The sequence below is a fragment of the Micromonospora sp. NPDC049081 genome (genome assembly GCF_040648835.1).
Classification (GTDB): Bacteria; Actinomycetota; Actinomycetes; order Mycobacteriales; family Micromonosporaceae; genus Micromonospora; species Micromonospora antibiotica.
On the sequence record NZ_JBEZEK010000006.1, the window covers coordinates 59284 to 86113 of the forward strand.

The following is a 26830-nucleotide window of genomic DNA, read 5'->3' on the forward strand; positions in this document are numbered from 1 at the left end:
ATGGTGCAGTTCGCGGTCAACCCGACGCGCTTCGACCCGTACAAGAACTTCAAGTTCCGGGTGAAGTGGGACGGCCGCTACGTGGCCGGGGTCAGCAAGGTCAGCGCGCTGAAACGAACCACCGAGGTGGTCAAGCACCGCGACGGCGGCAACGCCTCGACCAGCCACAAGTCGCCGGGGCGTACCGAGTTCGAGGCGGTCACCCTGGAGCGGGGGCTGACCCACGACGCCGAGTTCGCCCAGTGGGCCGGACGGATCTGGGCGCTGCACGCCGGGCTCGGCTCGGAGGTGTCCCTGGCCGACTTCCGCCGGGACATCACCATCGAGCTGCTCAACGAGGCCGGCCAGGTCGCCCAGTCGTACCGGCTGTTCCGCTGCTGGGTCTCGGAATACCAGGCGCTGCCGGAGCTGGACGCCAACGCCAACGCGGTGGCGATCGAGCACATCAAACTGGAGAACGAGGGCTGGGAACGCGACGAGGCGGTGCCCGAACCGGCCGAACCCCGGCTCGGGTCGTGACCGGGGGGCCGCCGCTGACCGAGGTGGCGCTGGTCGACGCCTGGGACAGCGCGCTCGGTCGGCCCGCGCCGGTCCGGGGGTTGCTGCTGCTCGGCCGGGCCGACGCCGACCGGCTGCCGGTGGGCGAGGTGACGGCGCTGCTGCTGGCCGCCGCCGGTGACTGGACGGGCGGCCGGGTGGCGGCCACGGTGGACTGCCGGGCCTGCCCGGAGCACCTGGAGGTGGCCCTCAGCGTCGCCGACCTGCTGGCCGCCGCACCGGACCGCACCGACGCGGACCGGGCCGCCGGGCCGTTCACCCTCACCTGGCGGGGGCACCTGCTGAGCCTGCGGCTGCCCACCACCGCCGACCTGGCCGGGGCGGCCCGGGCCGGTGACGCGGCGGCGGCCGAACGGTGGTTGTTCGACGCCTGCCTGCTCGACGCCACCCCGCCGCTGGCCGACCCGTCCGCCGCGCTGCCGGCGGTGTCCGAGGCGATGGCCGAACGCGACCCGCTCGGCGTCGTCGCGGTCACGCTGACCTGTCCCGGCTGTGGCGGCAGCACCGAGGCACTGCTGGACGTGCCGGCCTGGGCGTGGCAGGCCGCCGACACCCGGGTCCGCCGGCTGCTCGACGAGGTGCACCGACTCGCCCGGGCCTACGGCTGGTCGGAGGCGCAGGTGCTGGGGCTGGGCCCGCACCGGCGGGCCGCGTACCTGGAGCGGGTCCCGTGACCGGCTACCTGGCCGCGCTGGCCGCGCTGGCCGTCGGCACCGCCCCCCGGCTGCGCCCGCGCGGCCACGGGCGTTTCGAACCGGACACCCCGCAGGTGGGCGGGTTCCTGGCCGACGAGCAGGAGTCGACGGCACCCCCGCCGGCCAGCCGGCCGGTCACCCCGCCGGTGCCAGACCCGCCGCCGACGCCCCGCCCCCACGTCGCGGTGGCACCGCCCGGCCCGGTGAGGACACCCGCCTCACCGGCCGCCCGGATGCCGGCCCCCGAACCGCCGCACCCGGTGCCACCGCAGGGCAGCAACGCCGCAGGGCGGCAACGCCCGGTGGCCGGGCCGACCCCGGCGGCGGCGACCCGCCCACCAGCACCCGCACCCCTGCCCGCTCCGGCGACCGGTTCCGGCTCCGTCCCGCCTGTCGGCGTGCCGACGGGCCGGGCCACGCCGCCCCCGCCGCCGGCCACCCCCGCCGCCGCGCAGCGGCCCCCGCAGCCATCCCGCCGGGACCACCCGGACCGGCCGCCGGCCCACACCCCCGCCCCGCACCCCGTCGTCCCGCCCCCGGCCGTCGCGCCGGTGCGCGCCGGCACCGTGCCGCCTCCCGCACCGCCCGCCACCCCCGGGCACCGCCCCCCGGTCACCCGGGCCACCGCCCGGAGCCCGGAGCCGGTCACCGTGCACGTGCACATCGACCGGATCGAGGTACGCCTCGCCGGCAACCGGCGGCCCGCGACCGCACCGGCGGCCACCACACCGGCCACCGCCGCCACCCCGGCCGTCGCCCCGGGGCCGGCACCGGAGTTGGAGTCGTACCTGCGCGGGGCGGGGGTGCCGCGATGAGCACCGGGTACGCCCTGGCCGCCGTCACCGCCGTGCTGCGCGGGCAGCTGATGGCCTACCTGCGGGCCACCGGCGCCTCGTCGGCGGTCGGCGGGGTCTCCGTCTCGGCGGGCCCACCGGACCGGGTGACCGTCGGCAACCAGGAGGGCAACCAGGTCAACCTGTTCCTCAGCCGGGTGACCCGGAACCCGACCTGGGCCAACCTCGGCCCGCCGCCGCGCAGCACCGGCGGGGACGACGTCGCCGCGCCGCCGCTCGGCGTCGACCTGCACTACGTGGCCAGCGTCTACGGCCACGACCCGTTGACCGGGGAGATCCTGCTCGGCCACCTGCTGGCGATGCTGCACGAGACGCCGGTGCTGACCCGGGCGACGATCCGCCGGTCACTCGCCCCCGACCCGCCCGACCCGACGCTGCCCGCCGCGGTGGCCGACTCCCGCCTCGCCGAGCAGGTCGAACTGCTCCGGGTCAGCGTCACCAACAGCCCGGGCGGGGAGGAGAGCTTCCGGCTCTGGTCGGCGTTCAGCGCGCCGTACCGCAGCAGTGTCTTCTTCGACGTGTCGGTGGTGCTGATCGACCCGCTGCGCGGTGCCCGGGAGCCCCTGCCGGTCCGCGCGGTCACCGCCGGCACCGTCGACGTCGACGGCCCCGAGGTGGACCTGGTCCGCGCCGACGGGCCGACCGGCACCCCCGTCACGGCCGGTGCGACGCTGGTGGTGACCGGCCGTAACCTGGCCGGGCCGGACGTCCGGGTGCGGATCGGGACGGCCTCGGCCAGCCCGGCCACCGCCTCGGCCGGTGAGTTGCGGCTGCCGATGTCCGCCTTCGACCGGCCCGTCGCGGCCGGGGTCCGTGGCCTGGTCGTCACCCACTCGGTGGCGTTGGGTGACCCACCCACGCCCCGGCCGGCGATCAGCTCCGACGCGGTACCGGTCAGCTACCGGCCGACGATCACCGTCGCCCCCGGCGACGTGGTAGTCGGGTCCAGCCGGACGGTCGACGGGGTGGTGCTGCGTACCGGCACGGTCACCGTCGACGTCGTGCCGGAGGTCGAGGGCGGCCAGCAGGTCACCCTCGGGCTGACCGGGGCGGGTGGCACGGTGCTCGGCGCGCCGGCCGACAACGGGGTGCCGTCCGGTGGGCAGCACACCGGGCGGATCAGCTTCGCCTTCCAGGACCTGCCCGCCGGCACCTACCTGGCCCGGTTGCGGGTGGACGGGGTGGACAGTCCGCTGCACGCCGACCCGACCGGCCGGTACGACGGCCCCGCCGTGGTGCTGTGATGCCCGCCCCACGCCCGGCCGCCCACTGGCCCGGCCCACCGCCGGCCGCCGGGCACGACGGTGGGCTGGCCGCCGAGGTGGAGCGGATCCACCTGCTCCTCAAGGGCGAACCGGCCCCGGACGGCCCGGCCGACGGGTCGACCCCGCACCGGATCGCCACCGGGTTCGGGCTGACCGCCTTCGAACGGGACGTGCTGGTCGCCTCGGTCGCCGGGGAGCTGGGTCTGCTCGACCGACCGCCGACTTTCGCCTGGTGCCTGGCCGCCCTGCCCGGCGGGCACTGGGACGCCCTCGCCGCCGACCGTCCGCTGCGCGCGGCGCGGCTGGTGGAGTTGGGTGAGGGGCCACTGCCGCACGCCCCGCTGCGGGTCGACGAGCGGGTCCTGCACGAGCTGCGCGGCGTCGGACGGCTCGACGAACGGTTGCGGCCCTACCTGGTGTCGTTGCCCCCGCCGCCGGCCGTCCTGCCGGCCAGCCGTCGCCGGGCCGCGCAGCAGCTCTGCGCCGCCTGGCAGGGCGGCCGTCGCCCGCTGCGGGTCTGCGGCCCCGACCCCGCCGACCGGGTCGACGTGCTGGCGGCGGCGTGCGCGACGGTGGGCCGGGCCGGGCACCGGGTGGCCGCAGCCGACCTGCCCCGCGCGGTGACCGACCGGGACGCGTTCGCCCGGCTGTGGAACCGGGAGGTGGTGCTCGCCGATCCGGTGCTGGTCGTCGACCTGACCGGCGACGAGCCACCCGAGGTGAGCGCCGCCGTGGCGCAGTTGCTGGCCCGGCTCGTCGGTGACGTGGTGGTCAGCGTCCCCCGCGCCGTCGCCCTCGACGGGGTGGCCCCCGGGCCGACGGTGGACCGGCCGTCCCGGGCCGAGCAGCGGGCGCTGTGGCGGGAGTCGCTGCCCGGTCGCGCCGAGGCAGCCGCCGCCGTCCTGGCCCGGGAGTTCGACCTGGGACACCGGGAGATCCTCGACTCCGCCGTCCCCGGTCCGACCGTCGACCCGGTGGCGGTGGCGCGGGGGCTGGTCCGTGAGCGGGTCCGGCGGGACCTGGACGGGTTGGCCGAACGGATCGACGTACGGGCCGGGTGGGACGACCTGGTGCTGCCCGCCCCCGCCCTGACCCAGCTACGTCAGTTGACCGCCGCGGCGGCCGGCCGGGCCCTCCTGGCGGAGCAGGGCTTCGCCGTTCGGACCGGCCGGGGTCTCGGGGTGGCCGCGCTGTTCGCCGGGCCCAGCGGCACCGGCAAGACCCTCGCCGCCGAGGTGGTGGCTGGCGCACTCGGGCTGGACCTGCACCGGGTCGACCTGGCGACCGTGGTGAGCAAGTGGATCGGTGAGACCGAGAAGCAGCTGCGGCGGATCTTCGACGCCGCCGAGCGGGGCGGCACCGTGCTGCTGTTCGACGAGGCCGACGCCCTGTTCGGCCGCCGGTCCGAGGTACGCGACAGCCACGACCGGTACGCCAACATCGAGGTGTCGTACCTGCTGCAACGGATGGAGCAGTACCGGGGCGTGGCGGTGCTGACCACCAACATGCGCACCGCCATCGATCCGGCGTTCCTACGTCGGCTGCGGGTGGTGGTCCCGTTCGGACACCCCGGTCCCGCCGAGCGGGCCGGCCTGTGGCGGCGGGCCTTCCCGGCCGCCGTCGCCACCGCCGATCTGGACCTGCCCCGCCTCGCCGCGCTGGACCTCACCGGTGGGGACATCCACACCGTGGCGCTGCGGGCCGCGCTGGTCGCCGCCGGGGAGGGTGACCCGGTCGGGATGCGGCACGTGCTCGACGCGGTCGCCGCCGAGTACGCCAAACACGACCGGCCCGCCGACCCCGGGTTGTGGTCATGAACATCGAGGTCACGACCATCGAGGTCGACATCCGCCGGCTGGTCCTCACCGGTGTCGACGGGCCGGTCGACGCCACCCTCGCAGCCGAGGTGGGCACCCGGTTGAGCCGGCTGGTCGCCGATCGTGGCCTGCCGTCGGCCGGTGCCCCGGCCAGCGCCCCATCCGCCGGCGACGACCTGCCGACCGCGCTGGCCGAGACGATCTGGGCCCGGCTGCGGCTGCCGGGGGTGGGCCGATGACCAGCCCCGACCCGGCCACCGGCGCGGGAGCCGCCCGGGAGACTGCCGCCCACCGGGCTCCGCCACCGACGACGCAACCCGCACCGGGCCGCGACGACGCCCTCGCCACGCTGACCCGTGAACTGGTCGACCGGTACGCCCCGGCGCTGGGGCTGCGGCCGGACGCCGTGCGGGTGCACCTCGGGGCGGCGGGTCGACGGGCCGCCAACCACGGCGCGCGCGGGCTGCTCGCCGATGGCGCGGTGCACCTGGCCCCGGGCTTCGACCCGTCCCGGGCGGCCGGGCGGGCCCTGCTGGTGCACGAGTTGGGGCACCTGGCGCAGGCGACAGCCGGCACGGCGTACCCGGGGCAGCGGGCGACCGACCCGGAGGGCGAGGCGCGGGCGTTGGCCGACGCCGTCTCGGCCGGGCGGGCACTGTGGACGCCGGTGGCCCGGTTGCCGGCAGGTGTGGTCGCCGCCGACACCGGTGCGGTCGCCACCCCGCCGCGCCCGGCCAGCCCGCCGGCCCCCGACCGGGCGCCGGCCGACGAGGCCGCGACCGGCCCGTTGGAGGCGGAGCTGGGCGCGCTGGTGGAGCGCCGGTACCGGGCGGAACGGGCCCGCATGATCGACCTGCTCGACGGCCTCTGGGTCTCCGGCGACGACGTGCGGGGCTGCCTGCGGATCCTGGACACCCTGCCGTTCGTGGTCGCCCGCAGCCTGGTGCACAGCCTGCCCGCGCCCCGGCGCACCGACCTGGCCGGCAACCTCGACGACGACCACCACCGGGCGTACCCGCGTGCCGCGCTGGCCGCCCTCGGCGGGCAGACCCCCTACCTGCTGCGGGTGCTGGAAGCCGACAACGTGCACGGGTTGAGCGCCGAGGGGCTCGACCCGGTGCAGCGGCGCACCGCGCTGAACGTGCTGCGGGCCCTGCGGACCAGTGTGTTGCGGGAGCTGCTGGGTGGTGACCGCAAGGCGCAGTTCCGGGCGTTGCTGGCCGAGCGGCCCCCGTCGGGCAACGACGCCGACGCCCTGCGCGAGCAGGTCACCATCCTGGGTGGGGCGTCGGCCGACGACGCCCGCCTCGACCGGGACACCGATCTGGCCGCCCTGCTGCGGCGGGTGCAACGGTCGATCGGCGACCGTCGGGCCGACGAGGCGCTGCGCCAGCTCGCCGACCTGGCCCCCGCCGTACCCACCGCCGGTGCCCCGGCCACCGCCGCGTCGGCCGCCGCCGGGCCGCCCGAGCCGGGTCCGAGGCTGCGGTACGCGGTCCGCCAGCTCGACGACGGCGGCCACCTCGACACCCTGCTCGACCAGTTGCCGTGGGAGGAGAAGCGGGTCGACGCGCCGCTCGGCCCCCGGCTGCTGGTCGTGCTCGCCGCCCGCCCGGAGCACCGCAACCTGTCCCGGGTGGAGGGACTGCTGTCGTACGGGGTGTTCGACTGGGCGATCCGCGACCATGAGGCCCGTTTCGCGTACCTGCTGCTGCGTAGTCTCCCGCTGGCCGCGCAGGACCGGTGGCGGCGGCTGGACCAGGGCAGCTGGTTCGACCGGTTGGAGGAGAACATCCCGGCCGAGGATGTGCTCGGTGGCGGCTACACCGGCGTGGGTGCCCTCGCCGAGCCGTGGGACCGCCGCCGGCGCAGCGGCGGGCAGGTCGACGCCGAGCGGCTCGCCGCCGACATCCACCGGATCGTGCAGGACGGCCTGGACGGGGTGAAGGCCGTCGAGCTGGTCCGCCGGTTGATCGGCTACGACCGGCCGACCGGGGCGACCGCCGGGCCGGATGCCCGGGGCCGGGAGGCGTTGCGGACCGCCGTGCACCGGCTGGACGCGCTGCGCGACCTGGACCGCATCCTCGCCGCCCTACCGGATGCGTACCTGACCCACGAGATGTGGCGGGCCGAACTGCTCGACCTGCTGGCCCTGCGCGACCCGGCGCATCTGGAACGGCAGGTCCGTGGCCTGCTGGCGATCGGGCTGACCGACTGGGCGGTGAACCCCCGGGAGGCGTGGCTGGCCTTCCAGCTGGTGCGCAGCCTGCCGGTGGCCGACCAGACCCGGCTGGCCGCCGACGATCCGGACCGGTGGGCCCGGATGCAGTCCGGGATGACCCCGCAGATGCGCGCCTCCCTCGCCGTCACCGCGATCTCCGGTCCGCGCCGTGTGGAGGCCCGCGACCAGCTGCGCGACCGGTTGCGCGACGACCGGCTCTGGCGGGCCGGGCGGGTCACCGAGCTGCGGTCGTTGATCATCCAGGCGTACGCGCTGGACGACCGGCGGTGGGTGTTCCTGCGCTCCCGGGAGGTGCGCGCGGACCTGCTGCCCGACCTGGCGACCCTGGTGGCGGAGCTGCGGCTCTACCACGCGACCCGCCGGCCCTCGTTCGACCCGGAGTCGTTGCGCACCGACGGCCTGCCGACCGTGGTGGGTGACCTGGCCCGGCTGGTCGCGGTGGGGCTGAAGCTGCTGTTTCTCAGCCGCACCGGGTTGAGCCTGTTCACCGACGAGGTCACCGTCGACGAGTTCGACCTGCACGACGCCCAGTGGATCAGCGGCGACCTGGGTGGTGCCCGGCTGCGCGACACCGACCGGGAACGCACCAACCGGCTGTCGCTGTCGGTGGACGCCCGGCAGGGGGTGCTGCGGGTCCGGCTGCCCCGGTTGGAACTCGACGGGGTCAACCGCACCTTCACCGGCAGTTCGCTGCGGACCGGCCGGGTCACCCTGACCGACCTGGACATCGTCGCCTCGTTCTCCGACCGGGGCTACGAGCGGCCGGTCGGCGCGCAGGCCGGGATGGGCGCGTTGAGCGTCTCCGACGTGGTGTACGCCAGCGACGGGCTGCCCGGCGGGCTGCTCGGCCTGACCCGGTTCGGGCTGTCCACGCTGGCGTTCCGGGCCGGGGCGACCGGGCAGGAGAACGTGACCGAGCCGGGCCGGCACGGCTGGGTCGGCATCCCCATCATCGATCCGCTGATCCACCTGCTGCACAACGTCATCTCGTTCTACGGTGGGCTGCCGTTCCTGTCCAAGATCAGCGACGCGTTGCTGGCCCCGTACACGGCCGGAGCGCCGTTCCTGGCCCAGCAGTTCACCTCGCTGACCGCCGGGGAGATCTTCACCCCGCTGGCCAACGCGACGATCGGGCTGCTCACCGACGGGGTGTTCCGCCCGCCCCGTGGGGTCGGCGAACGGGTCACCGACGCGGTGGAGATGATGCACTCGCTGCGGGTCAGCTTCTCCAGCGCCACCGCCGAGGGGCTCTCCTTCGCCGGCCTGCAACAGGTCGGCCGGATCGAGGTGGGTCGCACGCTGATCGGGGTGGCCACCAGCCTGCCGGCCCGGTTGCGTGCCGAGCAGGAGTCGCTGCGGCTGCGCCGCGAGACCGCCACCGGGGCGCAACGTGCCACCCTGGAGGAGCGGCTGCGCGCCGTCGACAGCCAGCTCACCACGCTGGAGCCGGCCGAGCGGGAACTGGACCGGTTGGAGGCCCGGCACCGCTGGCACGCCGAGTCGCTGTCCGAGGCCGAACGCCGCCGGCTGGTGGAACTCTCCGACCAGTTGCGCCAGTCCGTCGGCGGCGCGATCGACATCGGCGGCATCCGGGTCACCGGGCTGACCGGCCGGGTCGAGGCCGCCGGGGTGGAGGTCGACCCGATCCACGCCGAGGCGTCCCTGCCGTCGCGCATCGGCGAGTACCTGCCCGACGACGAGCTGATCACCAGGTTCCGCCGCGACCGGGTCCCGGTCGACGCGGCGACGACGGCCCGGGGCAGCACCGGGTCGGCCACCCTCGCCGGGGTACGGCTGCTGCCCGGCCCGGCCGGCGCACCGGCGCTGCGGATCACCGCCGGGGACCTGCCCACCCGGGCCGACGTCGCCGCCCAACTCGCCGCGCTGCCCGCCGAGCCCCGCTGGGCGGACCGGCGGGCGGAGCTGACCCGCTGGCTGACCGACCTGGACCGGTTGCGGGAGTTGGAGTCGCTGGCCGCCGAACCGGTCGACCCGGCCGGCCGCCCCCTGCCGCGACACCGCACCCGGGCCCAGGAGCAGGAGCTTCAGCTGCTGCGGGAACGGGCCCGCCGGTACTTCGGCATCACCGCCGGCGGGCTGACCGTCAACGGGCTCGACGTCACCCTGGACCCGACCACCCTCGGGGTGCAGGTGCGGCTGGCCGAGCTGACCGCCACCGACGTCCGGGCCGGGGCCACCACCGTGGAGCGGCTGGCCGCGTCCCGGCTGCGGGTACGCGCCGACCTCGACACCGTCGGCGGTGGTCCGCTACCCGCCGAGCTGGCCGGCCCGGCCGCCGCCGCGGGGTTGCCGGTCGGCCGGACCGCCGTCGGATTCGGGGTGGGTGAACTGGCGGTGACCGGGGTCTCCGGGCCGGGCGTGCAGGCGCAGCGGATCGCGTTCACCGCACCGGCCCGCGCCGACGGCACACCCGGCGAGGCGATCCACGGCCGGGTGCTGCCCGACGGCGACGACCTGCGCCTGCCCGACCTGGTGGTGGAGCAGACCGAGCTGACCGGGTTGGCGATGGACTCCCCCGGTCGCAGCGTCTACTCCCGGGGCAGCACCCGGATCGGTCGGATGAGCCTCGACGTGCGGGTCCGCACCGGCGTGACCGCCACCGGCCGGCAGGTCCGTGGCGCGCTGGTCCGCAACCTGGTCATCGATCGGATCGACGCCGACCGGATCGGGATGGACGTCACCGACCCGGCGCCGGGGATGAGCGTCGAGGTGGTCTCCGGCGCGCTGATCGGGGTGCGGCTGCGTGACCTCGACGTGGACCTCACCGGCGAGGAGCTGACCTACTCCGGGCGGTTGACCGTCGGGCAGCTCGACCGGCTCCGGTTCGCCGTGGTGTCCCGCGCGGTACAGGGCGGCCCGACCACGATCACCGGCACCGTGGGTGGCCGGGCGACCCGCCCGAACGCCGCCACGGTGACCGTGGACCTGATCCGGGCCGGCCCGCACCAGGTCGACCCGGTGACCGGCCGGATCCTCAGCGACCCCACCGACAGCCAACGCATCCAGCTCGACGGGCTCACCCTCACCGACACCACCCTGCGGACCCCGGACGGCGCGGTCACCGTACGCCGGGCGGGGCTCGGCGGCCGGCTGGTCACCGAACGGGCCGGCGGGCTGCGCTTCGAGGACGTCGGCCCGGCCCGCATCGAGCTGGGCGCGATCGACTGGCGGGCCGGCGACGGGCGGATCGTCTCCCGGGGGGCGACCGTGCTGGACGGGCTGACCGCCAGCGGTCGCTGGGACAGCACGCCGGAGCAGCGCGACGCCGCCGGTCGGGTCGTCCCGGCCACCGCCGCGCTGCACCTGGAGCGGCTGCACATCGCCCGGATCACCGGGCGGGACCTGCGCTACCGCGACGGGGTGCTCGACGTCGGCCTCGGCCGACCCGAACCGCTCCCGGCCGGGGAACCGGACCGGCCGCCGCTGGAGATCCTCGACGTGGACCTGCGCGGCCTGCGCTGGTCGGCGGCGGCGGGGGTGACCGCCGGACGGCTCACCACCGGGGCGACCCGGGTGGAGATCGCCGGCCGGATCGACGCCGCGCTGCACGTCGACGGCGCGTTGTGGGCCGCCCAGCTCACCCTCGCCTTCGGTCGCGGCGGCCGGATCCAGGCCCGGGTGGTCGGCGGTGAGGCTCAGCTCGGCGTCGGTCCCCGGCCGGGCGAACACGACCAGCACGTCAGCATCCAGGGGCTGGACACCGGCGTGGTCAGCGTCGGCCCGGACCACATCGAGATCGGCCCGGACGGGCAGCCGGGGCTGAGCCTGGCCACCATCTCGGTGGACGCGCTGAACTGGCAGGGTGCGGCGCTCGGCCTGCGGATCCCGTCGGGCGCGGGGGCGATCACCCTACTCGGCATCAGCGCGCGGGCCCGGGTCGACCTGTGGCCGGCGGGCACGCCGGGCGGCCGGTTCCGCCGGCTGCTGCTGCGGGAACTGGTGGTGCAGCAGACCCGGGCCAGCGGGCTGCTGGTGGATCTGCACGACGGCGTCACCATCCGGCTCAACCCGGACATCGAGGCAGTGCTCGGGGAGCTGCGGCTGGTGCCGGCGGCCGGGCAGGACGGCTTCCTGGTGGAGGCGACCCGCACGGCGGAGGGGATGCGGATCCTCGGCGGCCTGCGGATCGGGGCCATCGAGGCGGCCCGGGTCGGCTTCGACATCGGCACGTTCCTGTCCGGCGGCACGGCCGACTTCACCGCCGGTGGGCTCAGCGTCGACTTCCTCGACCACGGTGGGCTGCGGCTCAACCTGGCGCAGCCCACGCTGACCGCGATCAGCGCCCAGGTCACCGCCGACCCGCGCCGGCAACTGCTGTTCCTCGGCGCACCGACCGGACGCCCCGAGTACGGGCTACGGTTCACCTCGATCGGTTACGAGCAGGACCCGGCCGGGCCGGACGGCTCGGCGGCCCCCGGCCGGCGGATCGCCGTACGCGGTGGTGAGGTGACCGGGCTGAGTTTCACCGACAGCGGGCTCGGGTTGTACATCTTCGTCGAGCAGGGGCTGCTCGGCGACCTCACCCACGACCTGACCAGCGGGTCGGGCGAGCTGCCGTCGTTGGACATCCGCAACGCCCGGTTCGTGCTGGACCTGGCCACCATGCTCGGCGGCGGCTCCCCGATCCCGGCCCCGCCGCCCGCCCGGACCACCAGCGCGCAGCGCCGGGCCGCCCTGGCCGGGAAATGGGACGCCCTGGTGCGGGTGTTGGACGCCTACCGCATCGGTGAGGTGCTGGACAGCCTCAACGGGCACATCGACTTCGACGTCACCCACGACGGGTTCCTGTGGGGTGAGCGCAGCTGGGAGGTGCGGCTGGCGTTGCGTGACGGGGCGGTCGACTACCGCCGGCTCACCGGCGCGCTGCCGTGGTGGACCCCGGGCCGGTTCATCGTCGAGGGCGACGACCTGGTCTACCGGGTGCACCTGCCCAGCTTCGGGGCGGAGGGTGCGCCCCCGCCGGACAACGACGTCGACCTCCTACGGTGGCAGCTCGACACCGGCGAGGTCAGCCAGGCCCGCACCGAGCACCTGGTACGCCTCAACCGGCTGCTGCGGCCGACCGCCGCCTCCCGTGACGACCTGCTGCACACCATCGCCGACGTGCAGAGCGACGAACCGTCGACCGGTCCGCCCGGCAGGTTGGCGATCGGCAACGTCGACGTGGACCTGTCGATCAACAACCCCCGGGAGATCACCCTGCCGCTGGGCGGTAGCAACGAGATCGTGCTGGCCCCCGACGCGCTGGTGCACCTCGCCGTCGGCGGTGGGGTGCGCCGGGCCGCCGGTGGGGGCGGCCTGCCGGGTCGGCTGCGGCCGGTGTCGTTGCAGAGCGCCACGGTGGCCCGGGTGAACCTGCTCTTCGACGGGCTCGGCCTGTCGACCGGGCAGATCCGGATCACCGACCTGACCGACTGCACCGTCGACTTCAGCGGGTTGGACCCGCTGCTGATGCAGGGCCGGATCACCCGGGCCGTGGCGGAGCGGATCCGCTGGCGGCGTCCCACCTCTGGAGGCACCCCGTGACCAGTCCCCTCAGCCCCCGGTTGCTGCGCGCCGGCCTGGTCGTGCTCGACCCGGACAGCGGGCGCAGCCGGCGGGTGATCACCCTGCAGTACAACCCGGACTCGTTGACCCGGGGCTTCCAGCTCAAGACGGCCGGGGCCGAGGGCGGGGCGCGGGGCGAGGCGTTGCGGATCACCGGCCCGCCGGTGCAGACGCTCACCCTGGAGGCCGACCTCGACGCCGCCGACCAGCTCACCGACCCCGAGGCGGTGGAGCTGGGGTTGACCGCCCAGCTGGCCGCCCTGGAGTCGCTGGCCTATCCCAGCCTGGCCGCGGTGCAGGACGCCGCGGCGCTGTTGGCCGCCGGCACCCTGGAGGTGGTGCCGCCGCCGGCGCCGCTGGTGCTGCTGGCCTTCGGACGACGCCGGCTCTGGCCGGTACGGATCACCGAGCTGACCATCACCGAGGAGGCGTTCGACCCGATGCTGAATCCGATCCGCGCCAAGATCCGACTGGGTCTGCGGGTGTTGACCGTCAACGACGTGGGCACCGACGGCCGGGCCGGTGGCCTGGCCATGGCCGCCCACCAGCAGCTCGAACAGCTCGCCGGCCGGGCGCGCGGCGGGCGGCTGGCCGACCTCGGCATCGACCGGCTGCCATGAGCGACCCGACGGACACCGATCCGGCCCTGGTGGCCGCGCAGAGCCGGGTCGCGCAGACCCTCTTCGCCGCGACCGGCGCGGGTGGCGTCGACACGCCGGCACCCGGGGCGGTCTCCCCCGACAGCCGGTACGCCACCGTGGGCACCACCGTCACCGTTGACCCGGACACCGGTCGGGAGGTCGTGCACCTGCGTCGCCGGTTCGTGCCGCCCGCGGACCGGCTCGCCACCGCCGGCTGGGAACCGGTCGCCGACGGGGACCGGGTGGACCTGCTGGCCGGTCGGACCGTCGGCGACCCCACCGCGTTCTGGCAGCTCTGCGACGCCAACGGCGTCTTCGACCCGGCGGAGCTGGAGCAGCCGGGCCAGGTGGTCCGGGTCGCCCTGCCCGAGGGGTTCCCGGGGGGCCTCGATGCCTAGCGGGGTGCGGTTGCAGGTGCTGATCGGGCCGTTGACCTTCCGGCCGGCCCCGATGGAGCTGGTGGCGGCGGTGCAGGAGGCGCAGGTCACCCAGAACGCCGGGCAGCGCTCGGGCTTCCAGCTGCGCCTGGCGCTGGGCCGGGGGTCGCTGGTGGAGCGGATGCTCGCCGACGGCGGCCTCGACCCGCCGACCCGGCTGCTGCTGGTGCTGCACGTCGACGGCCGGCCGCAGGTGCTCTCCGACGGGGTGGTGACCCGGCACGACGTGGCCCGCAGCAACGACGCGGGCGCGTCGACGCTCACCCTCACCGGGGTGGACGTGAGCCAGATGATGGACCTGATCGACCTGTCGGACCTGCCGATGCCGATGCCGGCGGAGGCCCGGGTGCTGACCCTGCTCGCCCCGTTCGCCGCGTACGGGGTGGTGCCGATGGTGGTGCCCAGCGTGCTGGTGTTCGCGCCGAACCCGGTGCAGCGGATCCCGGCGGTACGCGGCACCACCTTCGCGTACGTGTCGCAGCTCGCCGACGAGGTGGGCTACACGTTCTATGTGGAGCCGGGGCCGACCCCGGGGATGAACACCGCCTACTGGGGGCCGGAGGTGCGGGCCGGTCAGCCGCAGCCGGCGTTGACGGTCAACGCCGACGCGGGCGCCAACGTGGAGTCGTTGTCGTTCTCCTTCGACGGGGTGCAGAAGACCGTCTACCTGCTCACCGCGTTCCCGGAGCAGGTGCGGGTGCCGATTCCGCTGCCGGTGCCGGACGTCAGCCCGCTCAACCCGCCGCTGGGCCGCAAGATCCCGATTCCGTTGTCGTACCGGCGGATGAACATCGGGCGGTCGAACCCGGGCGGCACCGACGACGCCACCGCCCGGATGGACGTCGTGCAGACCCTCGCCCGGGGCCTGGCCCGGGCCGCCCAGTCGGCGAACGTGATCACCGGGTCCGGCTCGTTGGACGTGCTGCGCTACGGCCGGCTGCTGCGCTGCCGGCGGCTGGTCGGGGTCCGGGGCGCCGGCCGGGCCTACGACGGTGAGTACGTGGTACGCAGCGTGACCACCACGGTCAAGGCGGGCGAGGTCAAGCAGCGGTTCACCCTGGGCCGCAACGCCCAGGTCTCCACCTCGGGAAGGGCACAGCCATGACGACGAGGTACTACGGCAAGTATCGCGGCACGGTGGTCAACCACCTCGATCCGTTGCAGCAGGGCCGCATCCAGGTGACCGTTCCGGACGTCACGCTCCCCCCGTCGAGCTGGGCGATGCCCTGTTTCCCGCTGGCCGGCATCCAGGCCGGCATGTTCGCCGTGCCGTTGCCGGGCACCGGGGTGTGGGTGGAGTTCGAGCAGGGCGACGCCGACCATCCGATCTGGACGGGCTGCTGGTACGGCTCCAAGGCGGAGATCCCGGCGCTGGTGTCGTCGGCCCCGCCGCCCACCCCGCCGATCGTGTTGCAGACCCCCGGCCAGGCCACCCTGATGATCTCCGATGCTCCCGGCCCGACCGGCGGCATCCTGCTCAAGACGCTGACCGGGGCGATGATCTCGATCAACGACACCGGGATCATCATCTCCAACGGCAAGGGTGCCTCGATCACCCTGGTCGGGCCGACCGTCGCGGTCAACCAGACCGCGTTGACGGTGACCTGATGCCCGGCCCGCTGCTGCACGTCGGTGCCGTGCTCACCTGCCCGCACACCGGCCCGGTCACCCCGCAGACCGGCAACGCGCGGGTGCTCGTCGGCGGCCTGCCGGTGGTCACCGCCACCGACGCGTACCCGGTCACCGGGTGCCCGTTCCAGGTGCCGGTGGGCGCGGGCACCAAACCGCAGCCCTGCGTCCAGCTCCGGTGGACCACCCCGGCGGCCCGGGTGCTGGTCAACGGGCAGCCGCCGGTGCTCGCCACCAGCGTCGGGCTCGGGGTGAGCGCGGAGGGCATCCCGCAGGGGCCGCCGACGGTGGCCGGCGTGCAGGTCCGGGCGGTGGCGTCATGACGTACCCGGCGTTCCCGTGGCGGCCGGACAACCGGGGCCGCTCCGGCCTGGCCGGCCCGGACCGGCACGTCGCCGACCTGGTGGAGGCGGTGCTGTTCACCGCGCCCGGCGAACGGGTCAACCGGCCGGACTTCGGCGCGGGTCTCGGCCAGTTGCTGTTCGCCCCGGTCGACGACGCGGTGGTGGGCACCGCCGAGTTGCAGGCCCGCAGCGCGTTGCAACGCTGGCTCGGCGAACTGATCGAGGTCGACGACGTCCGGGTCGACCTGGCCGAAGCGGCGGTGCGGGTGCACGTCGGGTACCGGCTGCGGGCCACCGGCCGGCCGGCGCAGGTGTCGGTGGAAAGGGGTGCGGGATGAGCGTGCGCTGCGACGACGACGAGCGGCGGGCCGAGGTGGGCCGGCCGGGCAGCGCCTTCAACGGCATCGACTGGGTCGAGGTGGACGCCACCGACCAGCGGCTGCTGCACGTCGGTTTCCTGCACCCGTTGCCCGGCCAGACCGGCGGGGTGCCCGCCGGGGCCGCGCTGGCGGTGGAGAACGTACTGGTCGACGGCGGGGTCCGGATCACCGGTGTGCGGGTGCTCAGCGTCGCCGCCACCGGCGCGGAGTTGACCGTCCGGGTGGACCGGGCCGGTGACTTCTCCCCGTACACCCTGCGGTTGGTGCGCTCGGCGGTGGACGACCGGGTGCCGCCCGGGTTCGACCCGGTGCTGTCGGTGCAGACCTTCTCCTTCAAGGCCAACTGTCCCAGCGACCTGGACCCGGCACCGGCCGCCCCCACCGTGACGCCGCCGCCGCCGACCACCGCGCCGGCCGACTACCTGGCCAAGGACTACGCCGGGTTCCGGCGGCTGATGCTCGACCGGCTCGCCGCCCTGCCCGGTGGGGCCGAACGGCACCCGGCCGACCCGCTGATCACGGTGGTGGAGGCGCTGGCGCACGTCGCCGACCGGCTGTCCTACCGGCAGGACGCCGCCGGCACCGAGGCGTACCTGGGCACCGCCCGCAGCCGGATCTCCGTGCGCCGGCACGCCCGGCTGCTGGATTACGCGGTGCACGACGGTTGCGCGGCCCGCGCCTGGCTCAGTGTGCGGGTGGCCGCCGGGTCGGACGTGGAGAGCCGGGGTGTGCCCGCCGGGACGCCGGTGCTGGCCGCCGACCGGGCCACCCCGGCGGTACGGCCCGCCGACGCGGTGGCGCTGCTGGCCGACGGCGCGACCGGCTTCGAGACGTTGACCCCGCTCGCCCCCCGGGCCGCCCGCAACGAGATCGCCCTGTACGTGTGGGGCGGCCGGGACTGCGGGCTGCCCGTCGGCGCGACCCGGGCCACCCTGGTCGACCTGCCGGCCACCGGCCTGGCCGCCGGTGACCTGCTGCTGCTGGAGGAGGTGCTCTCCCCGCAGACCGGCAGACGCGCCGACGCCGACCCCACCCACCGGCAGGTGGTCCGGCTGGTGTCGGCGAACCCCACCACCGACCCGGTCACCGGGGTGGCCGTGCTGGAGGTCGAGTGGAGCGCCGCCGACCGGTTGGCCTTCCCGCTGACCGTCACCGCCTCCGTCGCCGGCACGGGCACCGGCCAGCTGGTGACCTGTGCGGTGGCCCGGGCCAACCTGGTCGCCGTCCAGCACGCCAGCGCGGTGTCCGGGCAGCTCCCGGCCGCCGCCGAACACCGGTGGCGGCCGGTGCTGACCGGCGAGCCGGTCGCCTCGGCGGTGCCGTTCCCGACCGACACCCCGGCCAGTCAGGCCCTCGACCAGGACCCGCGTGCCGCGGTGCCGCTGATCCGGTTGGAAACCACCGAGGGCAGTTGGCGGCCCCGCCGCGACCTGCTCAACGCCGACCGCTTCGACCAGGGTTTCGTCCCGGAACGCGAACGCGACGGCCGGGTGAGCCTGCGGTTCGGCGACGACGTGTCGGGGCGGCGACCACCGGCCGGCACGGTCTTCCAGGTCACCTGGTGGCGCGGCGGCGGGGCGGCCGGCAACCTCGGCCACGACGCGCTGACCACCCTGGTCACCGACCGGGTCGGGCTGCTCGCCGCGACCAACCCGCTGCCCGCCGTCGGTGGCACCGATCCGGAGGACATCGAACACGCCCGGCAGCATGCCCCGGTCGCCTTCGCCACCCAGGAACGGGCGGTCGCCACCGCCGACTGGGTGGCGGCGGCCCTGCGGCTACCCGAGGTGGCCAACGCCACCGCCCGGGTCCGCTGGACGGGGTCGTGGTGGACGGTCTTCCTCACCCTCGACCTGACCGGCGGGCAGCGGCTCACCGACGAGCCGGCGCTGGCCCGACGGCTGGCCGGGCGGCTCGACCGGTTCCGCGTCGCCGGGTACGACCTGCAACTGCGCGACCCGGTCGACCTGCCGGTGGAGCTACGGCTGTGGGTGTGCGTCACCCCGGGCGCGTTCCGCTCCGACGTACGCCGGGCCCTGCTGGACCTCTTCTCCCCCCGCGACCTGCCCGGTGGGGTGCGGGGCTTCTTCCACCCCGACCGGTTCAGCTTCGGCACCCCGCTCTACGTCAGCCAACTGCTGGCCGCCGCGGTCACCGTCCCCGGGGTCACCGACGTCCGGGTGACCGAGCTGCACCCGGTGGGCGTGGTGGCCGGCGGCGAACTGGCCGCCCGGGTGCTGCGGGCCGGCGACACCGAGGTGATCCGCCTCGACAACGATCCCAGCGTGCCGGAGCACGGCATCCTGCACCTCGACCTGGTGGGTGGACTGTGACCTCACGAGTGGGCCGGGGGCCCAACCCGCCCGGCCGCAGTGGCATCGCCTACCGGCTGGGCCGGCAGGCCGACTTCGCCGCCGACCTGGTGGCCCGGCTCGGTGGGCGGCCGGAGCTGGCCGGGCTGACCACCCGGGAGGTCGACGACCCGGCGGTGGCGCTGCTGCACGCCTGGGCGACGACCCTGGACGTGCTCGCCTTCTACCAGGAGCGGATCGCCAACGAGGGTTTCCTCGGCACCGCCACCGAACGCGGTTCGGTGCTGATGCTGGCCCGCGCGATCGGCTACGAGCTGCGCCCCGGCGTGGCCGCGACGACGTGGCTGTCGTTCACCGTCACCGCCACCCCCGGTGCCCCGGACGGGGTGCCGATCCCGGCGGGCAGTCAGGCGCAGAGCGTGCCCGGCCCCGGCGAGCTGCCGCAGGTCTTCGAGACGGTGACGCCGCTGCTGGCCCGGCCGGAACTCAACGCGGTGGGGCTGCGGGTCACCGCGCCCCGCGCGCCCCGCCCGGGCGACGCCACCCTGTACCTGGCCGGCACCGACACCGGGCTCACCCCGGGCGGTGCGCTGCTGGTGCTCGGCCCCGACTGGTTCGACGTCCGTCGGGTGCGCGCGGCCACCGCGGTGCTGCCGGCGGCGGCCACCGCGCTGGACGGCGGTGCGGTGGTGCCGGCGTACACGGTGGTCGGGTTGGACGCGGCGGTGACCGCCCAGCCGCTCGGCACGGACCTGCGTCAACCGGGACGGGACGTGCAGGTGCACCTGCTGGCGCAGCGGGCCGCGCTCTTCGGGCACCAGGCGCAGCCGTGGTCGGCGCTGCCGGTGGCGCTGCGGGTCGGTGAGTTGAACCCGGGCACCAACCAGGTGCTGCCGGGCGCGTACGCCACCCGCAAGGACAGCTGGGTGGACGCCCCGCTGGGCAAGGACGAGCGGGCACTGCACCTGGACCAGTCGTACCCGTCGATCGTGGCCGGGTCGTGGCTGGTCCTGGAGACCGCCGGGGTGCCGCAGCTGCGCCGGGTCGACGCGGTGGCGGAGGTGCCGGTGGCCGACTTCGGCATCGCCGCCCGCACCACCCGGGTCACCGTGGCCGGCGGCGACTCGAACATGTTCTCCCGGCGCACCACCACCGTGCTCGGCGACAGTCGGTTGCTGCCGCCGGCCGCCGCACCGCTGACCGCCCCGCTGACGGCGACGGCGACCCTGGAGCTGGCCCGGCCGACGCCGGGGCTGGAGCCGGGCCGCCCGCTGGTGCTCACCGGTGTCGACCCGGACGGCCGGCCGGTCGGCGAGGTGGTGACCGTGCTGCGGGTACGGGACGAGACCACGGTGGACCTGACGGCCAACGTGACACGGCGTTACCGGCGCGACAGCGTCCGGGTGCTGGGCAACGTGACGGCGGCGACCCACGGGGAGAGCCGGGCGGAGGTGCTCGGGGGCGGCGACGCGCGGCGGGCGTTCCAGCGGTTCACCCTGCGGCACGTGCCGCTGACCTATGTGCCCGCCGCGACCGCGAGCGGCTCCCGCACCACCCTGGCGGTCTGGGTGGACGGGGTGCGCTGGCAGGAGGTTCCGGCGCTGCTCGGGCAGGCCCCCTCCGCCCGGGTCTACACCGTGCGCCGGGCCGACGACGGCACCGTCACGGTCACCTTCGGCGACGGCCTGACCGGGGCCCGGCTGCCCACCGGGCAGGACAACGTGGTGGCCACCTACCGCAGCGGCGTCGGGCGACTGGCCGATCTGGCACCCGGCCGGTTGACGATCCCGCTGTCCCGGCCGCTGGGCCTGATGGAGGTCGGCAACCCGGTGCCCGCCACGGGGGCCGACGACCCGGAGGGGGTGGACCGGGCCCGTCGCAACGCGCCGCTGGCGGTACGCACCCTGGGCCGGGTCGTCTCGCTGGACGACCACGCCGACTTCGCCCGCGCCTTCGCCGGGATCGGCAAGGCCCGCGCGGACCTGGTCTGGGACGACGCCCGGCAGCTGGTCCTGCTCACCGTCGCCGGCCCGGACGGGGCGGAGATCCCGCCGGACGCGGCGGTCCGCGCCGACCTGCTGCGGGCCCTGGACGCCGCCCGCCAGGCGACCGTGCCGGTGCGGATCCTCGGCCACCACCGGCGCCGGGTGGCGGTGACCGCCAGGCTGTTGTTGGCCGCCGGGCACCGGTTCGCGGCGGTCTCGACCGCCGCCCGCGCGTCGCTGGTCGCCGGGTTGAGCTTCGACGCCCGCGACTACGCCCAGCCGGTACGCGCCAGCGAGGTGCAGGCGCTGCTGCACCGGGTGCCCGGGGTCACGGCGGTGGTGCTGGAGCTGCTGTACGACGCCGGGCAGTCGCCGGCCCGCCTCGACGTGATCACCGCCGCGCCGGCCCGTCGGGTCGGTGACGTGCTGCTGCCCGCCGATCTGCTCACCGTGGACGCCGGTGACGTCACCCTGCTGGAGGCATCGTGAGGGCCGAGGAGATCTGGGGCCTGCTGCCGGCCGCGCTGCGCAGCCAGGACGAGGCGGCCGGCGGGGTGCTGCACGCGCTGGTGGAGGTGATGGCCGAGCAGGCCGTCGCGTTGGGTGCCGACGTGGACCAGCTCACCGACGACTGGTTCGTGGAGACCTGCGCCGAGTGGGTGGTGCCCTACCTGGGTGAGCTGGTGGGGGCGGGTCAGTTGCATCCGCTGGCCGACGGCACCGGCCTGTCCGACCGGGCCCGGGTCGCCGACACCATCCGGTTCCGCCGACGCAAGGGCACTGCCGCCGCGTTGGAGGAGCTGACCCGGGCCAACACCGGCTGGAGCGCCGCCGTCGTCGAGTTCTTCGAACGGCTGGTGGCGACCCAGCACGTCAACCACGTCCGCGACGCGCCGGCCACCGCGTCGATCCGGGCCGCCGCGCCGTTGGAGCTGGTCGGTGGGCCCTTCGAGACGGTCTGCCGGACGGTGGACGTACGGGCGATGGACGCCGGTCGGGGCCGCCCCAACATCGGGCACATCGGCCTGTACGTGTGGCCGCTGCCGTCGTACCGGCTGGACCGGGCCACCGCCGCACCGGCCGTGGTGCCGGCGGACGGCCGGTGGTGGATCGACCCGGTGGGGGTGGGCCGGCAGCTGACCGGGCCGACGGTGACCGAGCCGGACATCGACCACCGGGCCGACGAGGCGAACGTGCCCGGTCCGCTGCGCCGCCGGCCGTTGCGCGACGAGTTGGCGGCGCTCGCCGGCGGCACCCCGCCCCCACCCGAGCAGCGGCGCTGGTTCCGCGACGACGACCCGTCGTTCGTGGTGTGGATCCAGCCCACCCCGGCCGACGAGCTGCGGCCGGTCCCGCTGGACCTGCTACGGATCTGCGACCTGGCCGGCTGGGAGCTGCCGACCGGCAGTGTGGTGCGGGTCGACCCGGTGCGCGGCCGGATCACCGTCGCCGCCGGTCGGCCCGTGCACCGCCTCGCGGTCTCCTGGTGGTACGCGTTCAGCGCCGACGTCGGCGCCGGGCCGTACCCCCGCCGGGGTGACCTGGGGGCGGCGGACGGGCCGGTGGACTGGCAACTCGCGGTGAGCGTGACCGAACCGCCACGGGCCGGGGAGGTCGTCGCCTCGCTGGGTGAGGCGGTGACCGCCTGGCACGACTTCCAGGCCACGCACCCGGGCAGCACCGGCCGGATCGTGGTGCTGGACAGCCACCGTTACCGGGAGAACCTGTCGGTGCGGGTGGGGCAGGGCAGCCGGTTGAGTGTGCTGGCCGCGCAGTGGCCCCGGCCGCCGGACCGGCCCCGGCGGCAGACCGACCTCGACCCGGTCGGGGTGCGTCCCTGCCTGCTGGGCACGCTGGCCGTCACCGGGGTCGGTGTCGGGGACCGCCCGGGTGAGCTGGTCGCCGACGGGCTGCTGGTCGCCGGGGCGGTGACCGTCGCCGCGCCCGGTGACGGCGGACCGGGCCTGGGCCTGGTGGAGTTGCGGCACTGCACCGTCGGCCCGGCGGCGACCGGGCTCACCGTCACCGCCGGCAACGACCGGACCCGGGTGGTGGTGCACCGCTGCGTGACGGGTTCGCTGACCACCACCGACGGCCCGTTGACCATGACGGACACGCTGGTGCACGGCCCGGTGGCCGCCGGGGACGCGGCGGCGGAACTGGCCGGGGTGACGGTGCTGGGCACCACCACGGCGCGGGTGCTGACCGCCACCGACTGCCTGTTCGACCAGCAGGTGACGGTGGCCCGCCGGCAACAGGGGTACGTCCGCTTCAGCTACCTGCGGCCCGGCTCGGTCACCCCGCGCCGCTACCGCTGCCAACCGGACCTGGCCCAGCAGGCTCAACCCGACGACCCGGACGTGTCCACCCGGGTCGGGCCGGCCTGGGCGAGCACCCGCTACGGCGACGCCACCTACGGCCGGCTCGCCGACACCGCCGCCACCGAGTTGCGTACGGGGGCGGAGTCCGGGGCGGAGCTGGGGGCGTTCCGGCGTGCCCTGACCCCGCAACGCCTGCACAACCTCACCCTCGCGCTGGCGGAGTACCTGCCGCTGGGGCGGGTGGCCGCTGCCCTGCCCGTCCTGCCGACCGGAGGAACCACACCATGAAGGGCGACATCAGCCGCGTCACGTTCGACCAACGGCGGCACGCGACGAGCGTCCGCAAGCAGCAGGGCCGGGTCGACCTGGACGCGGACTGGAACGAACAGCAGGACATCCAGGCGCACCTGCGGGCCACCGCGCTGACCGACATGGTCGGCGCGGCCGGTGCGCCGCTGGTCGGCGGGGCGTTCGGGTTGACCGGCGGGGCCGACCTGAAGCTGTCGGCCGGCCGCTACTACCTCGACGGGGTGCTCTGCGAGAACGACACCCCGGTGTCCGTGTTCGCCCAGCCGGACCTGCCGGCGGCCGGCCCGTTCGTCCGTAAGCTCGACGGCTCCTGGCTGGCCGGTGGCACCCCGGTGCCGCCGGGGGTGTACGCCGCCTGGTTGCAGGTGTGGTCGCAGCACGTGACCGCGATCGAGGACCCGGCGCTGCGGGAGGTCGCCCTCGGCGGGCCGGACACCACCACCCGGCTGCGGACCGTGTGGCAGGTGCGGTTGTTGCAGGCCGGGCCGCCCAACACCCCGGTCGGCTGCGCGGACACCCCACCCGGCTGGGCGGAGCTGACCGCCGCCTCCACCGGCACCCTCGCGGTCCGTGCCGACCCGACGGGCAGTTCCGGGGGTGACTGCGTGATCCCGACCGGGTCGCCGTACACCGGGCTGGACAACCAGTTCTACCGGGTGGAGATCCTGACCGGTGGGGCGCCCGGGGTGGCCGGTTTCGTCTGGTCCCGGGACAACGCCGCCACGGTGGCCACCTGGGAGAGCATCGACGTCAACGTGCTGACGGTGAAGGTCCCCGGCCGCGACGGCAGTGCCGGCTTCACCAACGGCTCCTGGGTGGAGCTGACCGACGACGGCCGGGAGCAGAACGGCCTGCCGGGCACGTTGGTGCAGGTCGACCGGGTGGAGGGGGACCGGATCGTGATCCGGCCGGGCACCGCCACCGGCAGCCTCGACCGGGCGGACTTCCCGTCGCGGCCCCGGGTCCGCCGCTGGGACGGCCGCGGCACCGTGCCGGCCGGCGGCGTCGAGGTGGACCTGGAACTCGGCATCAAGATCCGGTTCTCGGCGGCGGGCAGCTTCCGCACCGGCGACTGGTGGTCGTTTCCGGCGCGCTCGGCGCTGCACGACGTCCAGTGGCCCCGGGTCGGCACCACGCCGGTGGCGCAGACCCCGCACGGGCCGCGTCGGGCGCACAGCCGGATCGGCATCGTGAGCTGGGACGGCAGCCAGTGGAGCGTGCTGCGCGACTGCCGGCCGGTGTTCGCCCCGTTGACCGGGCAGGCCACCCTGAGCCTGCTCGGCGGGGACGGCCAGGAGGCGGTGCCGGTGCCGGGCAGCCCGGCGACCCTGGTGCCGCTCGGGCACGACCTGGTCACCGGGGTGGCGATGGGCGGTCAGCCGGTCGCCAAGGCCCGGGTCCGGTTCACCGTCACCGGCGGGGCTGGCCGGCTCACCGCCGGGGCGGTCACCGCCACCACCGTCACCGTGGAGACCGGTGCCGACGGCCGGGCCCGCTGCGCCTGGCAACTCGACTCGGCCGCCGCCACCCAGGAGGTCACCGCCCAACTCCTCGACGAGGCCGGGCAGCCGGCCCACCTGCCGGTGACCTTCACCGCCGCGCTGTCGCGCGCCGACCGGGTGTCGTACGACCCGGCCGGGCGGCCCTCGCTGGCCGGGGCGACCACCGTCCAGGCCGCCATCAACCAGCTCGCCGCGTCCGCCACCGGTGGGTGGGCGACCATCACCATCCGGCCGGGCATCGACTGGGTGCAGGCGCTCACCACGCTGCCTGCCGGGGACGTGCTGATCTGCTTCGCCCCCGGCCTCTACACCAGCACCGTGCCGGTCACCTTCACCGGCCGGGCCAACATCCGGGTGCTGGGCAGCGGGCCGGCCAGTCGGATCCGGGTGCAGGGTCAGGAGTTCGCGCTGATGTTCGTCAACTGCGGCACCGTGTCGGTGTCGCACCTGGCGGTGGAGACTCCCGGCCCGGCTGCCGCCGAGGGGCGGCTCGGCCCGGTGTCGGCGCTCAACTGCGCCGAGGTGACGATCGAGCACTGCCAGCTCACCGGGGTGGCCGGCGCGTCACCGCAGAGCACCTGCCTGACCGTCCGCAACGACCAGGGCGCGGCCCCCGGGAAGGTCCGGGTGCTCGACTCGGACTTCCTCATCGGCCACGGCCAGCAGGGTGTGTTGCTGGTGAATCCGGACCACGCGGTGATCACCCGGTGCCGGTTCTCCTGCCCACCCCGGCCGGCCTCGTTGACCCTGGCCGAGCTGGTCAAGGACGAGAAGTTCCGCAGCCAGCTCGCCACCCAGTTGGTGGGGCGGCTCGCCCTGGACCGCGACGACCGGTTGGAGACGGGCGAGTGGAACACCGTGGTCCGGGTCGGCCGGTGGGGCGTACGGATGAACTCGATGGTCCCGCAGAGCGAGTGGAAGACCCTGACCACCCTGCGCCCGCCCACCGCCGAGGACCAGCGCACCGCCGGGGCCGCCGAGGCGTACGTGCTGCGGCTGGCGGACCTGGCCACCGAGGACCCGGCCCAGCTGCCCTCGTACAAGCGGCAGCTCACCTCGCTCAAGGGGCGGCTCGGGCAGAACGCCGGGCGGATCTTCGACACCGACGAGGGCCGCAAGACGCTGCGCGACTACCTGGTCGGTGAGGGGATCGACGTGCGGGAGGCCGACGACATCGCCCGCGACCGCCGGGAGGTGGCACTGCCGGCGCCGGGGGCGAGCCTGCGCTTCGACTCGGCGTTGAGCCAGGGCGCCTGGGAGGCGGCGGTGGCCGCGTCGCCGCCGTCGCGCCCGGTGCAGACCCCGTCGGCGGCGGCGAAGCACCTGCGCAGCGTCGCCGACCGGATCCTGCTGGAGCCGGCCTTCGGCGAGAAGTACGCCGGTGGTTACCGGCGGGACCTGACCGCTGCGGCGGAGGTCTCCGTCGGGGCCTGCGCGGTGGTGATCGGCGGCGGTACGGCGGTCGGCGACGTCGAGGTCTCCGACTGCCGCATCGACCAGGTCGCCGAGGGGATCCACATCGGGGTCTCCTACCACAAGGGACCGCCGATCCAGGGCCGCACCATCCGGGTGACCGGCAACGACATCCACCTCTACCAGGCGTGGTGGCGTGGTTCGGGCACCATCCGGGGCATCAAGATCGGCAGCATCCGGCACGTGTTCGTCTCCGACAACCGGATCTCGGTGGCCGCCGGGGCGGGCGTCGGCATCTGGGCCTTCGCCGCCGGGGGTCCGATCATGGCGATCCGCGACAACCTGGTGCAGAACTGCGAGCCGGCGATCCTGTGCAACCCGTCCTGGTCGGGGGCGCCGGCGAAGCGGCTGTGGTCGGTCACCGACAACGTCTCGTCGAACGGTTCCATCCAGGTGGCCGGGGGTGCGCGCAGCTCGGGCAACGTCAGTTGAGCTGTCACAAGCACGACTGCGTCGGCCCGACGGGCGGGACTACGCTCATGGTGACTGCCACTTAGC

General features: G+C 75.5%; 17 protein-coding genes. All 17 read left to right on the forward strand.

Annotation, left to right across the window (positions count from 1 at the left end; translation table 11 throughout):
• From AB0B63_RS11730 to AB0B63_RS11810, 17 genes are read left to right on the forward strand one after another with little or no spacing between them, the layout of a single operon-like run.
• Positions 1–519 carry a phage tail protein gene (locus AB0B63_RS11730; RefSeq protein ID WP_208566079.1) on the forward strand — a complete coding sequence of 173 codons (519 nt, stop codon included), beginning with the start codon at positions 1–3 and terminating at the stop codon, positions 517–519.
• Entirely contained in the window at positions 516–1232 is a 717-nt protein-coding gene (locus AB0B63_RS11735; protein WP_208566080.1) for a hypothetical protein, read from the forward strand. Before AB0B63_RS11730 ends, AB0B63_RS11735 begins: the two co-directional genes overlap by 4 nt.
• The gene (locus AB0B63_RS11740) at positions 1229–2068 is read left to right on the forward strand and encodes a hypothetical protein (RefSeq protein ID WP_357017265.1); all 840 of its coding nucleotides are present in this window, start codon (positions 1229–1231) and stop codon (positions 2066–2068) included. Before AB0B63_RS11735 ends, AB0B63_RS11740 begins: the two co-directional genes overlap by 4 nt.
• The gene (locus tag AB0B63_RS11745; RefSeq protein ID WP_357017268.1) at positions 2065–3351 is read left to right on the forward strand and encodes a DUF4255 domain-containing protein; all 1287 of its coding nucleotides are present in this window, start codon (positions 2065–2067) and stop codon (positions 3349–3351) included. Before AB0B63_RS11740 ends, AB0B63_RS11745 begins: the two co-directional genes overlap by 4 nt.
• On the forward strand, positions 3351–5189 hold the full coding sequence (locus AB0B63_RS11750) for an ATP-binding protein (protein WP_357017271.1): 1839 nt from the start codon (positions 3351–3353) through the stop codon (positions 5187–5189). Before AB0B63_RS11745 ends, AB0B63_RS11750 begins: the two co-directional genes overlap by 1 nt.
• Positions 5186–5428, forward strand: coding sequence for a hypothetical protein (locus tag AB0B63_RS11755; protein WP_208566084.1), 243 nt, complete (start codon positions 5186–5188; stop codon positions 5426–5428). The genes AB0B63_RS11750 and AB0B63_RS11755 overlap by 4 nt, the downstream gene beginning before the upstream one ends.
• A complete protein-coding gene (locus AB0B63_RS11760; protein ID WP_357017276.1) occupies positions 5425–12978 on the forward strand; it encodes a DUF4157 domain-containing protein in 7554 nt (2517 codons plus the stop codon). Before AB0B63_RS11755 ends, AB0B63_RS11760 begins: the two co-directional genes overlap by 4 nt.
• Positions 12975–13619 carry a hypothetical protein gene (locus AB0B63_RS11765; protein ID WP_208566086.1) on the forward strand — a complete coding sequence of 215 codons (645 nt, stop codon included), beginning with the start codon at positions 12975–12977 and terminating at the stop codon, positions 13617–13619. Before AB0B63_RS11760 ends, AB0B63_RS11765 begins: the two co-directional genes overlap by 4 nt.
• Positions 13616–14038 carry a hypothetical protein gene (locus tag AB0B63_RS11770; protein ID WP_219461722.1) on the forward strand — a complete coding sequence of 141 codons (423 nt, stop codon included), beginning with the start codon at positions 13616–13618 and terminating at the stop codon, positions 14036–14038. The genes AB0B63_RS11765 and AB0B63_RS11770 overlap by 4 nt, the downstream gene beginning before the upstream one ends.
• Positions 14031–15182, forward strand: coding sequence for a hypothetical protein (locus AB0B63_RS11775; protein ID WP_357017280.1), 1152 nt, complete (start codon positions 14031–14033; stop codon positions 15180–15182). The genes AB0B63_RS11770 and AB0B63_RS11775 overlap by 8 nt, the downstream gene beginning before the upstream one ends.
• Positions 15179–15685, forward strand: coding sequence for a phage baseplate assembly protein V (locus AB0B63_RS11780; RefSeq protein WP_067303923.1), 507 nt, complete (start codon positions 15179–15181; stop codon positions 15683–15685). The genes AB0B63_RS11775 and AB0B63_RS11780 overlap by 4 nt, the downstream gene beginning before the upstream one ends.
• Positions 15685–16029: a hypothetical protein gene (locus AB0B63_RS11785; protein WP_357017284.1), complete on the forward strand. Its 345-nt coding sequence runs from the start codon at positions 15685–15687 to the stop codon at positions 16027–16029. The genes AB0B63_RS11780 and AB0B63_RS11785 overlap by 1 nt, the downstream gene beginning before the upstream one ends.
• Positions 16026–16388, forward strand: a complete 363-nt coding sequence (locus tag AB0B63_RS11790; RefSeq protein ID WP_219461715.1) for a GPW/gp25 family protein — start codon at positions 16026–16028, stop codon at positions 16386–16388. The genes AB0B63_RS11785 and AB0B63_RS11790 overlap by 4 nt, the downstream gene beginning before the upstream one ends.
• Positions 16385–18763 (forward strand): baseplate J/gp47 family protein, encoded by a 2379-nt coding sequence (locus AB0B63_RS11795; protein WP_357017288.1) that lies wholly within the window; start codon positions 16385–16387, stop codon positions 18761–18763. The genes AB0B63_RS11790 and AB0B63_RS11795 overlap by 4 nt, the downstream gene beginning before the upstream one ends.
• The gene (locus tag AB0B63_RS11800; RefSeq protein ID WP_357017291.1) at positions 18760–21216 is read left to right on the forward strand and encodes a hypothetical protein; all 2457 of its coding nucleotides are present in this window, start codon (positions 18760–18762) and stop codon (positions 21214–21216) included. The genes AB0B63_RS11795 and AB0B63_RS11800 overlap by 4 nt, the downstream gene beginning before the upstream one ends.
• Complete coding sequence (locus AB0B63_RS11805; RefSeq protein ID WP_357017294.1) at positions 21213–23336, forward strand: phage tail protein; 2124 nt, start codon at positions 21213–21215, stop codon at positions 23334–23336. Before AB0B63_RS11800 ends, AB0B63_RS11805 begins: the two co-directional genes overlap by 4 nt.
• Positions 23333–26764, forward strand: coding sequence for a DUF6519 domain-containing protein (locus tag AB0B63_RS11810; protein ID WP_357017297.1), 3432 nt, complete (start codon positions 23333–23335; stop codon positions 26762–26764). Before AB0B63_RS11805 ends, AB0B63_RS11810 begins: the two co-directional genes overlap by 4 nt.
• Positions 26765–26830: the final 66 nt, after the last annotated feature.

Excerpts from the sequence above, each read along its gene's own strand:
- AB0B63_RS11730 (WP_208566079.1), top strand. The coding sequence starts at position 1 with ATGGTGCAGTTCGCGGTCAACCCGACGCGCTTCGACCCGTACAAGAAC.
- AB0B63_RS11745 (WP_357017268.1), top strand. The coding sequence starts at position 2,065 with ATGAGCACCGGGTACGCCCTGGCCGCCGTCACCGCCGTGCTGCGCGGG.
- AB0B63_RS11750 (WP_357017271.1), top strand. The coding sequence starts at position 3,351 with ATGCCCGCCCCACGCCCGGCCGCCCACTGGCCCGGCCCACCGCCGGCC.
- AB0B63_RS11755 (WP_208566084.1), top strand. The coding sequence starts at position 5,186 with ATGAACATCGAGGTCACGACCATCGAGGTCGACATCCGCCGGCTGGTC.
- AB0B63_RS11760 (WP_357017276.1), top strand. The coding sequence starts at position 5,425 with ATGACCAGCCCCGACCCGGCCACCGGCGCGGGAGCCGCCCGGGAGACT.
- AB0B63_RS11770 (WP_219461722.1), top strand. The coding sequence starts at position 13,616 with ATGAGCGACCCGACGGACACCGATCCGGCCCTGGTGGCCGCGCAGAGC.
- AB0B63_RS11775 (WP_357017280.1), top strand. The coding sequence starts at position 14,031 with ATGCCTAGCGGGGTGCGGTTGCAGGTGCTGATCGGGCCGTTGACCTTC.
- AB0B63_RS11780 (WP_067303923.1), top strand. The coding sequence starts at position 15,179 with ATGACGACGAGGTACTACGGCAAGTATCGCGGCACGGTGGTCAACCAC.
- AB0B63_RS11785 (WP_357017284.1), top strand. The coding sequence starts at position 15,685 with ATGCCCGGCCCGCTGCTGCACGTCGGTGCCGTGCTCACCTGCCCGCAC.
- AB0B63_RS11790 (WP_219461715.1), top strand. The coding sequence starts at position 16,026 with ATGACGTACCCGGCGTTCCCGTGGCGGCCGGACAACCGGGGCCGCTCC.
- AB0B63_RS11795 (WP_357017288.1), top strand. The coding sequence starts at position 16,385 with ATGAGCGTGCGCTGCGACGACGACGAGCGGCGGGCCGAGGTGGGCCGG.
- AB0B63_RS11810 (WP_357017297.1), top strand. The coding sequence starts at position 23,333 with ATGAAGGGCGACATCAGCCGCGTCACGTTCGACCAACGGCGGCACGCG.